Annotated in this window: 8 protein-coding genes and 2 tRNA genes; 2 read left to right on the forward strand and 8 right to left on the reverse strand. The window is 48.1% G+C overall.

Going from position 1 to position 14,455, the window contains the following annotated elements; translation table 11 throughout:
• Positions 1 to 168: 168 nt before the first annotated feature.
• The 6 genes from AAAT87_RS00035 to AAAT87_RS00060 all read right to left on the reverse strand — a co-directional run bounded on the left by AAAT87_RS00035 (position 169) and on the right by AAAT87_RS00060 (position 10,303).
• On the reverse strand, positions 169 to 2,628 hold the full coding sequence (locus AAAT87_RS00035) for a glycoside hydrolase family 2 TIM barrel-domain containing protein (RefSeq protein WP_349225277.1): 2,460 nt from the start codon (positions 2,626 to 2,628) through the stop codon (positions 169 to 171).
• Between the two features lie 89 nt (positions 2,629 to 2,717).
• On the reverse strand, positions 2,718 to 3,794 hold the full coding sequence (locus AAAT87_RS00040; protein ID WP_349225278.1) for a glycoside hydrolase family 53 protein: 1,077 nt from the start codon (positions 3,792 to 3,794) through the stop codon (positions 2,718 to 2,720).
• Positions 3,795 to 3,873: 79 nt separating this feature from the next.
• Positions 3,874 to 5,262, reverse strand: a complete 1,389-nt coding sequence (locus AAAT87_RS00045; protein WP_296972512.1) for a DUF5111 domain-containing protein — start codon at positions 5,260 to 5,262, stop codon at positions 3,874 to 3,876.
• A gap of 12 nt (positions 5,263 to 5,274) precedes the next feature.
• Entirely contained in the window at positions 5,275 to 6,942 is a 1,668-nt protein-coding gene (locus AAAT87_RS00050) for a RagB/SusD family nutrient uptake outer membrane protein (RefSeq protein ID WP_428848527.1), read from the reverse strand.
• 18 nt (positions 6,943 to 6,960) lie between these two features.
• Positions 6,961 to 9,930 carry a SusC/RagA family TonB-linked outer membrane protein gene (locus tag AAAT87_RS00055; RefSeq protein ID WP_349225279.1) on the reverse strand — a complete coding sequence of 990 codons (2,970 nt, stop codon included), beginning with the start codon at positions 9,928 to 9,930 and terminating at the stop codon, positions 6,961 to 6,963.
• 300 nt (positions 9,931 to 10,230) lie between these two features.
• Positions 10,231 to 10,303 (reverse strand) — tRNA-Phe (locus AAAT87_RS00060).
• A gap of 175 nt (positions 10,304 to 10,478) precedes the next feature.
• Between AAAT87_RS00060 and AAAT87_RS00065 the strand changes: the two genes are divergently transcribed.
• Positions 10,479 to 10,551, forward strand: a tRNA-Pro gene (locus AAAT87_RS00065).
• Between the two features lie 22 nt (positions 10,552 to 10,573).
• Complete coding sequence (locus AAAT87_RS00070; protein WP_298531238.1) at positions 10,574 to 11,533, forward strand: ComEA family DNA-binding protein; 960 nt, start codon at positions 10,574 to 10,576, stop codon at positions 11,531 to 11,533.
• A gap of 96 nt (positions 11,534 to 11,629) precedes the next feature.
• Here AAAT87_RS00070 and AAAT87_RS00075 read toward each other — a convergent pair whose 3' ends face one another.
• Positions 11,630 to 12,985 carry a sodium-dependent transporter gene (locus tag AAAT87_RS00075; protein ID WP_349225280.1) on the reverse strand — a complete coding sequence of 452 codons (1,356 nt, stop codon included), beginning with the start codon at positions 12,983 to 12,985 and terminating at the stop codon, positions 11,630 to 11,632.
• Positions 12,986 to 13,087: 102 nt separating this feature from the next.
• A complete protein-coding gene (locus AAAT87_RS00080) occupies positions 13,088 to 14,449 on the reverse strand; it encodes a sodium-dependent transporter (RefSeq protein WP_298531233.1) in 1,362 nt (453 codons plus the stop codon).
• Positions 14,450 to 14,455 lie beyond the last annotated feature (6 nt).

The following is a 14,455-nucleotide window of genomic DNA, read 5'->3' on the forward strand; positions in this document are numbered from 1 at the left end:
ACCATTAGAAGAAATCTCCGTTCAATACTGCTGAACGTATGTTCAACAGTGTTGAACACACATTCAACACTGCTGAACACACATTCAACGTCGCTGAACGAAGAATTCCCCTAGGGGTAAGAACTTCTACTCCTAGGGGAATCTATATTTATCATTAATAAGTCTGTTTTATATTGCCTGCAGCGTAAGCGACTTTTCCATATTGCGCTTGCCATCCTTTACGGTGAGGATGATGTCGCCCTTCTGTGCCTTGCTCTGAACAACAATAACGAGTTTGCCAGAGAAGAGTCGCATGTGTGGCTGAGTGAAGGAATCGAGCGAAGTAGCATCACCATTGCATACTGCCTTGAAGGTTCCGGCACCCTTTACCTCGAAGGTAAGTTCATCATCGGCGAGCGGGCACTCATTGCCGTCCTTGTCCAGGAGGCTCACGGTGATGAAGGCAAGGTCGTTGCCATCGGCATTCAGCAGCACGTTGTGCTCATCGGTGCAGCCTTCTACCATACAGGCGATAGGCTCATGGTCTGGAGTCTCCACGCTAAACTTCATCTGTGCAGGTTCTCCGGCTGTACGCTTCACGTCCTCGCCTACCTTGTCGCCATACTGATTGTAGGTAACCACGCGAATCTCGCCTGGTTCATACTTCACATTGTTCCAGCGGAGGCGATAACGGTCGAGGCGGCTTGACTTGTCCTTGCGAACTCTACCCTGGCTCTTGCCGTTTACGAAAAGCTCGCCTTCTACACCATCGGTGTAGCAATATACAGGGGTAACCTGTCCTTCCCTGCCCTTCCAGTTCCAGTGAGGAAGAAGATGGGTGGTATGCTGATGCTCGTTCCAGCGGGCACGATACATATAATACCGATCCTTTGGAAGTCCGGCAAGGTCGCAGATTCCGAAGTAGCTGCTGCGGCTTGGCCAGTAGGTATCGTATGGGGTCGGCTCGCCCAGATAGTCATAGCCCGTCCACACGAACTCTCCGATTACCCAACTGTAGTCATCCTGCATCTTCCAGTCATCATCCGGAAGATTACTCCAGGAACAATACTCCGTGTCATAGCTAGAGCACTGACCATCGGCGTATGGATTGTTGTCGCTGGCACGCACCTGAACCGGGAACTTATACACGCCACGGGAGCTGACGGTAGATGCAGTCTCTGAACCCAGGAGGAATCCCTGAGGCAACTGCTCGATATTCTTATAATATTTATGTACGCGATAGTTGAAGCCTGGCACGTCCATCACCTGGGCAAAACCACTCTTCAGGGCATCCTCAGCCTTGTCCATACCCTGGGTAACAGGGCGGGATGGGTCATACTGATGACAGATATCCTGCAGATGCTTGGCTATCTCCACACCCTCCTTGCTCCACTGCTCAGGAATCTCGTTACCGATACTCCACATAATGATGCTAGGATGGTTGCGATGGTGCTTCACCAGATTGGTCATATCCTTGTCGCTCCACTCCTTGAAGAACTTGGCATAGCCATTCTTGCACTTAGGATAAATCCACATATCGAAGCTCTCTGCCATCACCATCATACCGAGAGAGTCGCAGATTTCCATCTGCATGGTAGAAGGCATGTTGTGTGCGGTACGGATGGCATCGCAGCCCATCTCCTTCATCGTCTTGATCTGGCGGATGAGTGCAGCCTTGTTCTCTGCAGCTCCCAACGGACCGAGGTCGTGGTGCAGGCAGACACCCTTGATCTTGCGGGTAATGCCATTGAGCTGGAAACCATTATTCTTGGATACCGAGATGGTACGGATACCGGTCTTCAGCGTCTGGACATCAGCCACCTTCTTTCCTTCATATCGGGTTAACTTCACCTGATAGAGATAAGGAGATTCCGGAGACCAGAGCTGAGGGTTTGCTACCTTCAGGGTAGTCTTGATGGCTGGGGTGGCACCAGAGATAGTCTGCTCGGCAACCTTTGTACCAGCCTCATCGAGCAAGGCGATGACCGTTTTGCCCGACTTACCGATTTTTCCTTCCAAGAGAGCGTTCACTTCTACTTCAGCTTCCTGCTTATCAGCTTTCAGGGTTCGCACGAAGGTATCCCAGGTAGAGAAGTTCTCGTTACCGTAAAGTTCCACGGAAACCGGACGGTAAAGACCGCCGCCTGGATACCATCGGCTGCTTTCCTCTACATTGTTGAGATGAACCTCTACGAGATTCTTCTTGCCGCCAAACTGCACGTAAGGTGTGATGTCGATGCGGAAGGCATTGTAGCCGTAAGCCCATCTGCCAGCCTCCTTGCCATTCACCTTAACGACAGGCTGACTCATCGCACCATCAAAAACGAGGACGGCACGCTTGTAGCCCTTCGGCAACTGAAGATTCATCTTATACATGCCCTCTCCAATCCAAGGGAGAGCTCCAGAGCGTCCCGACTTCTCGGTCTTCTCCTTTTCGCCATTCTGCTCGATAGCCACCATCTGCAGATCCCATTTCTTATCGAAAGGACCCGAGATAGCCCAGTCGTGAGGCACGGCTACCTGAGACCACGATTTGCCATCGCGGGAGAAATCCCACGATGGCAAATTTATTATTTTTCGGCTCTGCGCCTGGCACATGGTAGAAAGAGCCAGAGCGAGAGACATGAAAGTAATGCTTCTCTTGATCATATCTTTTTCTTCTAAGTTAGTTTTGTATTCCATTTTAAAATTCGCTTTCTATCGCTCCCAAAGGAAGCGAAGAAAGCTAATTTACCCAATTACTTGAAAGCATCGAGTGCTGCGGTTGGCTTGCCACTGTTGTCGAAGGCACCCTTGTCGTAGCCGTTCCAGCCGCTGTTACACTCAGGTTCCCAGTAGAACACGCCCTCGCAGGTAGAGATTGCCTTGCAGCCATCCACCATCTTCTTGAGAAATGGAGCGGCATTCTCAGAATTCCATACCATACCGATCTCTGAGATGATGACATCGCAGTTGTATTTGCCGGAAAGGGTCTTGATGTTGCTGAGGCAGTCATCAGAAACCTGCTCCCAGGTCTGGTCAGTAATCCAATCTGGATAGAGCGACATACCGATGACATCCCACTTGGCTCCATTCTGCTTCAAACCATCAAACATCCAGGTATATTGACCGAGGTTGTTTCCCTTATCGAGATGCACTATCACCTTAGCCTCCGGATAAATCGCCTTGACTGCATCATAACCGGCATTGATGTAAGCGGCAAAATTCGCCATGTTCTTAGAGGCACGGCCTGTCACCTTCAGGGCAGCATCGCCATCCTCATCATTCCAGAGCATTCCATCGGTGGTCTCGTTACCTACCTGTACCCACTCTACGTTGACGTCTCTTTCCTTCAAGGCATTCAAAACATCCTTGGTATGATCGGCAACCGCCTGCTTCATCTGATCGAAGTCATAGTTCTTCCAGGCAGCAGGAACACCCTGCTTTCCTGGGTCAGCCCAGGTATCAGAGTAGTGGAAGTCAATCATCAGTCGCATACCGAGCTGCTGAGCTCTCCATGCCTTTGCCACCACATCATTCTTTCCGTTCCATCCATCCTCAGGGTTTACCCATACACGAAGACGGATGGAGTTCATGCCGAGGTCGCGGAGAAGCGCCATACACTCAGTAGCCTTACCATTAGCATTATAGAACTTCTTTCCGTTCTGCTCCATCTCTGTAATCCAACTTACATCGGCTCCCTTGGCGAAGCCACTCATATCGTATGTCTTCTCCTTTTCGGGAGTGGTATTATCATCATTGCTGCAACTCGTGCCCGTAATAGAAAACAAGAGCGCTGTAGCCAGCAATATGGCTTTTCCTAAAATATTCTTCATTGTTCTTTTGGTTTATAGCTATCTTTGCTTTATCTAAAGAACGTATTTACGCATCAAATATTGCAAAGATAGCTGATTTTTATTCATACTTCCATGTCATGGTGTTGAGGTCGGCTGTAACCGTAAACTCTGTTTCTCCATTCTCATCGCCAAACCAAATATCCCAGGCACCATCGCCTGAAGTTAACTTGAACTGCTCACCATCAGCACCATACCAGGTCTGCTTGTCGTCCTTGTTCTCGCCAACGAAGATGAAGCGGAAGTTCTCCCAGGAAGTTGGCTTGTACTTGCAGGTATAAACACCATCGCTCACCTTGTTCATCACGGCAAGGAGGATGTTACCATCCTTGCTGAACATGCAGAGAGTATTGCTAGCCTCTGGCTCTGGAGCTGTCTGGTTGCCAGACTCGATAGAGTAAGTCAGGTCGCTGTTCTCGCCCACCTTTACGGTGATGGTATAAGTACCCGCCTTGGCGATATTCACGCTGCCAGCAGTTGCGGCATCAGTCATCTTGCCATCAGCAAGAGTGTAGTTCATTGTCTTGACTACGGCTGCAGCATCATCCGTTGCGGTTGCCTTGCTGTACTCTGCACCAGTAGCAACAATACTGACAGGTGTATTATCTGCTGTGGTTGTAATCACCTTGGTCCAGGCATAGTTAGGAGCATCATAGGTCATGTCCTCACCATTCAGCTGCATCGCCTTGATGTAGGTTGGCTTGAATTCCTTAGCCTTTGTATCTACCACTGTATAATAAATACCAGTCTGACCTGGGAACCAGAAGTTCCATGCCGACTCAGTATTATCCATTTCATATACATGGCCATCCTGTCCTACGTTACCCCAAATGGTTCCATCATTCTCCTTACCCCAGAAGTTGAGCCAGGAAGAAGCATTCATATATCCTGCATAGATACCATCCTCGTTTGGAGAATAGAGATAGGTCAGCACCTTGTCCTTATTCGCATTCCAGATGGTCATCTTGTCCATGTGTATAATATAAGGTGTAACGTTCACCTGGCACACATTGCTGTAAGCAGCATCGAGATTGTTGCCCATCTGACTCTTGATGCGGAAATAGAGAGGCGCACTCTGACCCGGAGTCGTTCCCAGATCCTTGGCAAGGGTGTTGAGATCAGCACCGGTGAAAGCCTTGGAGAGATCGGTTACAGAATACTCCTTTACCGTAGCAAAGCTCTCTGAAGGTGATGCCTGCAGATAGGTTTTCAACACACCGTTGCCCGCAGGCTTGGTCTCGTCGCTCGAAAGCAAGGTAGGATTCTTCCAAGCCATCGAGAGCACGATGTCCTTCGTATTGTCAACAGACAGGACCACATCGCTGGCCGATGCCATCAGATCGGATGACTTGAAGCCATCCAGATATATCTTGTCGCCACTCTCGTCGCAACTCACCAGGGCGGTGAGTGCGCAGAGAAGCATCATCAGGTTTCTAAATATCTTTTTCATTCTTTTATCCTATTAATAGTTGTCGTTATGAAGATTTGGATTGGCGGTAAGCTCGGTGTTAGGGATTGGATAGATGTTGTACTTGCTGTCAACAGCCTGTCCATCGTGGGTGCCACCCTTCCACTGCCAGATATACTTGCTGGTAGTGAACTCGCCGAAGCGAATCAGGTCGGTGCGGCGATAGCCCTCATGATAAAGTTCACGGGCACGCTCATCGAGAATGAACTGAAGGAACTCATCATCGTTGGCAAAATTGTTAGCCCATACATCGGTATTACCTGCACGCTCGCGGAGGAGGTTGATCCAATAGATGGCTCCCTGCTTGCGGGAAGCGATGACCTCAGGATCAGCGGCATCAGTCTTTCCTTCTGGCCATGGATCCCAACTAGCACCCTGGGTACGAGCCACACACTCGGCATACATCAGATAGACATCAGCCAAGCGGAAGAGAGGGTAATCGGTTTCTACACCTGCATCGGCAGTATTGGATGCGGTAGTACCATCATCCTTCAGGTTACTCCATTTCTCTGAGAGATAACCGGTGGTTTCATCGGTCATGCTGGTTACATCCTTGCTCTGACCATTGGTGAAGAACTTGCAGCGCTTGTCGCCACCTCCATCAATATCGGTCTGGGTAAACTTATCCACGAACTCCGGACGGAGACGGAACTCACTCCAGCCATTGGTAACACCGAAGTCGGCAACATTCTGGTTAGCATTCGACATACTCAACTGTCCACACACCAAGTAAGTGGAAGAACCCCAGCTTACGGTATGCTCTGCACTTACCGGCAAGGCGAAGATAATTTCGTTGGTACGCTTGTCGTTATCAGCATTGAAGAGCTTGCTGTAATCAGACTCCAGAGAGTAGCCCATATTCATCACCTTCTCACAAGCCTCCTTGCACTCGGCATACTTGGCAACGCCGATATAAACCTCGCTGTTCAGATAAAGCTTGGCAAGCAGGGTGTAGGCTGCGCCCTGAGAAGCCTGACCATAAGGACAGGTAGAGGCAGGAAGCATATCGCCTACGCATTCCTTCAACTCGCTCTCGATGTAATCGAAAGTCTGCTGTGGGGTATAACGTGGAGGGATGAAACTGCCCACAGGATCATTCTCTGTTACCATCGGAATGTTGCGATAGAGATCAAGAGCATGGAAGTAGAACAAGGCGCGCATGAAGCGGACTTCTGCCTTATACTCCTTCATCTTCACCTCGTCCTCGCCCGAGAAGCTGGCGCTATTGGCATTGCGGAGGAACTCGTTGCAGAGGGCGATGTTGTAATAGATGCGATAGTACATATCTGATACCCAAGCATCGTTGGCATCCCAGGAAAGATAGGTCAAGCCTGTGGTCTGCTCACCTGTCAGCCAGGTAGAGGCAAGCTCATCGGTACCGCACTCCTGGAGGTTGAAGAACATACGCATGTAGTCGAAGCCACTGCCGCCGTTCAATACGGAAGACATATCCTTGTTGTCGCCGCCCTTACCCTGACCGCTGGTCACCATGGCAGCATAAATCTTACCCAGCACAGCCTCATAATTGGCAAGCGAGGTATAAACATCCTTAGAGGTGGTCTCCGTCTGAGGATATTGGTCGAGGTCGGATACACAGCTGGTAGCGCTGGTCAACACTGCTGTTCCCAACATCATACTATATAATATATTCTTAAGTTTCATTGTTATCAATTTTGATTGTTAGAACTGAAGTCCGAGGCTTACTGAGTAAGTGCGAGGACGTGGATAGAACGAGTTGTCCATTCCGTTTGGCACCTCAGGATCTGTGCCTGAGTAACCGGTAATGGTGAATACATTCTGTACCATCGCAGATACGGTGAGTGAAGCCCACTTGTTGATTTTACCTACATTGTAGCTCAAGCTCAGGTTGTCGAGCTTCAGGAACGAAGCATTCTCTACATAGTAATCTGAAAGATACTGACGGGTTTTGAAACCGGTCTTCAGGAAGCTGGCGTTGAGATTATTGAGCTGTGAGTTGTTGTAGCTCACGGTCTCCCATGCACCTGTGCTCATACCCATGCCATTATATACGTAGTTGTCGATGTTGGCACGGAAACTCATACCGAGAGTCAGCTGCTTGTATCTCAAGGATGTGCTCAAGCCCATGATGTACTTAGGGGCTGGAGAATGATAGCGGTAGAGATCGGCATCATTGATTTCGCCATCACCATTCAAGTCTGCGTAAGCGCCCTCGATCGGCTTGCCCGTCTCTGAATCATAGAGCTGATGATATACATAGAACATATATGGCTCATATCCCTCGGAGAGTACCTGGAACTGGTAAGCATCGATAGATGGACCTACCTTCACATTGGTCTGACTTCCACCCTGGGTAAGAGAAAGGTTCTTCACCTTCATGTTCTGCCAGGTGAAGTTGTAGCTCAGGTTCCACTCCCAGTCCTTGGTCTGGATAGGAGTTGCATTCAGGGAAACCTCGATACCCTTGCTATCTACATTACCTACATTGGTAAGGATAGTCTTTGAGAAGTTGGTACCTGCCGCTGTAGGAACAGAAGCCAGCAGATCCTTGGTCTTGCGGGTATAGAAATCGATGGCACCACCGATACGACCATTCAGGAATCCAAAGTCGAGACCGAAGTTCCAGGAGGTAGTTGTCTCCCACTTCAGATCTGAAACGTATGCCTCAGGACGATAAGTTGTAATATACTGTCCGTTGATGAGTGCCTCGGCACCTGTTACACTGGATGTATAGACCGGAAGATAGTTGTAGTTGCCGATACCTTCCTGCTGACCAGTTACACCATAGCTGGCACGGAGTTTCAAGTTAGAAAGTACCTTCTGGTTCTTCAACCAAGGCTCTTCTGTCAAAGTCCAGCCCAAAGCAACAGATGGGAAAGTACCCCAACGGGTATCCTTAGAGAAACGGGAAGATGCGTCTCGTCGAACGGTAGCCGTCAGGAGATACTTTCCATCGAAGGAATAATTGACACGACCGTAGTATGACAACATCACGTGACGGTAATCAGAAGCCTTCACGGTAGAAAGGGTTGTACCTGCTGCACTCTTGGTATAATAAAGAGGTGTAGTGCTCTTCCAGAACTGATAGTCGTAACCGGCAGTAAGATCCACATTACTCTTGATATTCTCGAAATACTTCGCATAGTTGGCATAGAGGGTAAGCAGGCGGTTCTCGTTCTTCTGAGGACCATACTTGTAATCGCTACCGCTCAAAGACTCATCCTTGTTGAATGACTGTGCTGCATAGCCAGGAACATAAATGGTACCATCACCCTTGGCATAATCTGCACCAATGGTAGCATGGAGCTTGAGGTCTGGCAGGAAATGAACCTTGTAATCCACATCCATCGAACCGATGAAACGGCTCACCTTACTCTTTGAATCATAAAGATCCACCAGACCACGTGGGTTTCTTACACCCGCATTTACTGGATAGCCATCAGCATCGAGAGCCTCGTTATAGCCACCATAGCTGTTATTACCTGAATATACAGGAATGGTTGGGTTGAATGTGGCAGCTGCCCATACAGCGCCACCATTATTGAAAGAGTTGTTATTGAGTGTACCCTTGGCGTTGATGGTCAACTTCAGGTGATCCTGGAAGAAGCTAGGAGTCAACACCACGTTACCTGTCCAGCGCTCAACATTGTCCTTGCGCACCAGACCACTCTGGTTGTAATATCCGGCAGAAACACGGAAAGGCCAATACTTGCCGATGCTTCCACTCAAGCTGAGGTTGTTATCAGTACCGAAAGCGGTGCGATAAACCTCATCGTTCCAATCGGTATTGGCATTGCCGAGCAATGACTTTTGGTTATCGGTACCAAACTGATTGATTACATTCACGAAATCATCATGGCTCAGCATATCCACCATCTGCGCACGGGTCTGCATACTGTTGGTGGTATTGAAGTTTACCTTCAAACCGCCCTGCTGTCCCTTCTTGGTAGTGATGATGATGACACCATTGGATGCACGGGAACCATAGATGGCTGTAGAAGAAGCATCCTTCAACACAGTCATACTCTCGATATCAGATGGGTTGATCATACTGAGGAAGTTGCTGCTGTTACCAGAGATACCACCCTGCTCCAATGGCACACCATCGAGCACGATAAGCGGGTCGTTGCTGGCATTCAGAGAAGCACCACCACGCACACGGATGGTACTACCTGCTGAGGCAGAACCACTGTTGGACATGATCTGCACACCCGAAACCTTACCATTGATCAACTGTTCAGGAGAAGAAACGAGACCCTTGTTGAAGTCCTTAGCCTTCACCGTAGCCACGGAACCCGTCAGGTCGCTCTTGCGCGCCGTACCATAACCGATGACCACGACATCGGCAAGCGCCTTGCTATCCGATTCGAGATTCACCTTCATATTTTCAGAAATAGCCAGTATCTTATCTATATAACCTATATAAGATACCTTGATCTTCTTGGCAGAAGAAGATACTTGAAGAACAAAGTTACCGTCGAAATCAGTAACCGTACCACCCTTTTCGCCTTCTACCATAATGGTAGCGCCGATAAGAGGATCACCATTTTGTGCATCTGTCACTTCACCCTTAATGGTGCGAGTCTGAGCGAAAAGCTGCAAACATCCCATGAGCAACAATGCCACGAGAAGGAGACTTCTCTGTTTTGTTTTGCTTAAGACGTGATTCATTTTGCTTAATTGTTTTCAGGTTCTTTTGATTTTTTTATTTGATTTCGATTGCAAAAGTAGGTTAGAATACCGCAATCTCACGCTAAATATCAGACAAATCTAGCAACAAAAGGGACAAATACCCGAAATATATCGAAGAAAAAGGGAAAAGAAAGAAAAAAGACGCAGAAATCCAAGCCCCCAACATAGCCTAGGACAACGCCTAGGTTAACATTACAAGATAGCTATGCGCCCTGAAAGGGCAAAAGCCTTATAAACACCAAAAAGCCGAACCTCTTTGAAGAAGTTCGGCTTTTTAAGTGGTACCACCAGGAATCGAACCGGGGACACAAGGATTTTCAGTCCTTTGCTCTACCAACTGAGCTATGGCACCATACTCTTACAGATGATTTCTCATTTGCGGGTGCAAAGGTACAACAATTATTTGGTTCCACCAAATTTTTAAGTGAAAAACTTTTCAAAAAAGATAAAAAAGTGCTTTTTTATTTGGTATTATGGAGATTTTGGTGTACCTTTGCACCGTCTTTGTACTCATAAGTACCACCAAACGGGATTTAGCGCAGTTGGTAGCGCACGTCGTTCGGGACGATGAGGTCGCTGGTTCGAGTCCAGTAATCCCGACTCACCTATAAAATCGGAGCTTATGAAGTTCAAAGACATTTTTTACCTTCAAAAGAAAGACCGACAAGCTCTCCTCACCCTGCTTGCCATTATGATTGTGTGTGTTTCTCTCACGTTCCTGATTCAGGAAAAGCAGGACGATGCTCCTGTGACTTCCCAACTAGACTCCACAAACAGCAATCAAGAGAAAGATGCAACATCTGCCAAAATCCATCACGCCTCCAAATCTCATCCTTTATACAGCAAAGAAGAAGGTATGGTGCACGAACTCTTCCCTTTTGATCCCAATACGGCTAGCGCTGAGGATTTCGAACGGCTGGGATTAGAAAGCTGGCAAGCCAGAAGCATCATCCGTTTCCGGGAGAAAGGCGGCATCTTCTCCCGCCCATCCGATTTCGCCCGGGTCTATGGCATCACCAAGAGAACCTACGAGGTGCTGTTGCCGTTTATCCAGATAGCCGACGATTACAAGCCTGCGGCTGATTTCTACGGAAAAGAAGGATATGGAAGAAGCGGAAGGCGCAATACACCTTATTATAATAATAGAAGAAACGATGATACCAAGGTTTATAGTTATCCACATAAGCTGAGAGCCAACGAGCATATCGAAATCAATGGCGCCGATACGACGCTGCTGATGAAGATTCCCGGTATAGGCAGTTACTATGCCAGCCGCATTGTAAGATACAGAGAACGGCTGGGAGGATTTGCATCTGCCCAACAGTTGGAAGAAATCGATGGATTGCCCGAATCTTCCATTGCCTATATCAAGATTGACGAGCAGCAAATCCGCAAGATGAATCTCAACAAGTTAACGCTCAACCAGCTCAAGAAACACCCCTATCTCAACTTCTATCAAGCCAAGGAAATCTGTGATTATCGCAGGCTGAAAGGTCCACTGCATAGTATAGAAGACCTCAAACTGCTGAAAGAATTCCCACCAGACGAAATAGAAAGGTTGAAGCCCTACATCTGTTTCTAGCTATCCGGCAAGACCTGCATATAAAAAGTAAGGGCAAAAGCATCGTACCCTATTGGTGTATGGTGCTTTTGCCCTTACAAGACTATATGTGAGGAACTAGATGATTCCAAACTGATGCAGGAAGATCAGGAAGATGCAGATTGGACAGATGAATCGGATGGTAAAGAGGAAGATAGGGAAAAGTTTTCCACTTACCGTATTCCAGTTGGTGAATTCATCACGTACAATCTTCTTTGGTACATACCAGCCCAGGAACAGGCAGGTGATGAACGAAGACAACGGCATCAGAAGCTGCGCCGTCAAATTATCACAGTTGGAGAGGAAATCCTTACCGAAGAAGCCCAATCCCTCTACCGCTCCCTGAGAAAGGGAACAGAATACTGCGATAATACCACAGACTATCGTCTCAACCCAGGCTCCCTTCGCACGACTTACCTTGCCCTCTTCATAAATAAAGGCGGTACCAATCTCGTGCATCGAGATGGTAGAGGTAAGAGCAGCCAGCACCAACAAGCCATAGAACAATACAGAGATGATGTAACTAACCACCGGCATATTGCCAAAAGCCTGCTGGAAAACATTAGGCAGGGTGATGAAGATAAGCGACGGACCACTATCCGGCTGAACTCCCACAGAGAAAGCTGCAGGGAAGATCATCAATCCTGCCAATACGGCTATGAGCGTATCGATGGTTACAATCTGAGTGGCTGATTTCAAGAGATTCGTCTGTCGGTTGAAGTAAGAAGCGTAGGTGCAAAGACATGCCGTACCCATACTCAGCGAGAAGAAAGCCTGTCCCAAAGCCTCGAGCAGCACATTCTCATCTACCTTGCTGAAATCCGGCTTCAGCAGGAACTCCACTCCCTTGATCGCTCCCGGCAATGAACAGGAAGCAATCACGATGATCACCAGCAGGATGAAAAGCAGCGGCATCAAGATCTTGGATGCCTTTTCAATACCGTTGCGAACACCACGAACCACCACCATGTGAGTGAGCAGGATAAAGCCCAAAGCCCATAATACAGGACGAATCGGATCGGATGCGAAGGTCTGGAAATAGTTCTTCACATACTCCGGATCACCATGCACGCCGCCGATGATACTTGCATAAAGATACTGCAAACACCAGCCTGCCACTACGGAATAAAATCCGAGGATGATCATGGAAGTGATGATGCCCATCAATCCCAAGGCACCCCACGCCTTGTGCTTACCCAGATTGGTATAAGCACGGGCTGCATTGGATGCAGAATGACGACCGATGATAAATTCGCTCAGCATACCCGGCAAACCCAGCAGAATGATGCAGACTAAATAAATCAGGATGAAGGCTGCGCCACCATTCTGACCAGTCATATATGGGAAACGCCAAATGTTTCCCAATCCTACGGCAGATCCCGCCGTGGCGAGAATAATGCCTAACTTGCTTCCGAAATTTCCTCTTGTTTCCATTATGTTAATGTTAAATGTGTAGGATCTATGTTTATTGAAGAACTACACCTTATTTTATATATACCTTAATATTATATATACCTTACGTCCAAACTCCGATTATCACAAAACTTCAAACTGGTTTAAGAACACCAGCAAGATGAGGATAGGGCACACGAACTTAATCAGGAAGAAATAGATGCCAAAGAGGCGGCCCTTCAAGGTTCCCCAATTGGTAAACTCATCCTTCAAAATCTTCTTTGGCACATACCATCCCAGGAACAGACAAGTAAGCAAGCCTGCCATTGGAAGGAAAACCTGTCCGGTGATGAAATCAAACCAATCGAAAAGCGTCTTGCCAAACCAGGAAAGCTTGTCGGTAGCTCCCAATGAGAACGAACAGAATGCACCAATGACGGCACAGGAGATGGTTACAATCCAAGCACCCTTCTTACGGTCGATCTTCAACTCCTCGTAGAAGAACGAAGTATTCACCTCGTGCAGCGACATCAGAGAGGTCAATGCTGCCACTGACAGAAGCACATAGAACAGCAGGGAGATAATCCATCCCAATACAGGAAGTGCCGCAAACGCCTTATTGAAGACATTCGGCAAAGTGATGAAGATGAGCGATGGACCACTATCCGGCGAAATGCCTACAGAGAAGGCTGCAGGGAAAATCATCAGACCCGCCAATACTGCAACCAGCAAGTCGATGACTGAAATCTGCAATGCCGACTTAAAGAGATTAGTCTGGCGACTGAAATAAGATGCATAGGTACAGATGCAGCCCATACCGATACTCATGGAATAGAACGACTGTCCCAAAGCATTGAGGAACACATTGCGATCTACCTTTCCAAAATCAGGCTTGAGCAGGAACTCCACACCCTTGCCCGCATCAGGCAACAGGCAGGAAGCCACAACGATGATGAGCAGCAGGATGAAAAGCAGCGGCATCATCACCTTGGATGCCTTTTCGATACCGCCACGAACACCATGGATAATCACGAAATGACAAATCAGGAAAATAACCACCGTCCACAATACAGGACGGAACGGATCGGCAGCAAACTCCTGGAAATACTGAGTCACATAATTGGCATCACCATGCAGTTCGCCAATAATGCTGGCATACACATACTGAAGGCACCAACCCGAAACCACGGCATAATAACCCGTAATCAGGAAACCCGTGAGCACTTCCAGAAATCCCACCCACTTCCAGGCTGTACCATTGGCAAGCTTTGTGTAGGCGCGAGCTGTATTGGAAGCACCATGGCGACCGATGACAAACTCCGAAATCATACAAGGGATGCCGAGCAAAAGCACGCTTCCGATGTACACCAAGATAAAGGCTGCGCCACCTTCCTGACCAGCCATATAGGGGAAGCGCCATACGTTACCCAAACCTACAGCGCCACCAGCGGTAGCAAGAATCATTCCCAACTTGCTACCAAAACTACCTCTATTTGAATCTGCCATTTCCTT

This window comes from Segatella sinensis (assembly GCF_040095255.1).
Taxonomy (GTDB): Bacteria; Bacteroidota; Bacteroidia; order Bacteroidales; family Bacteroidaceae; genus Prevotella; species Prevotella sinensis.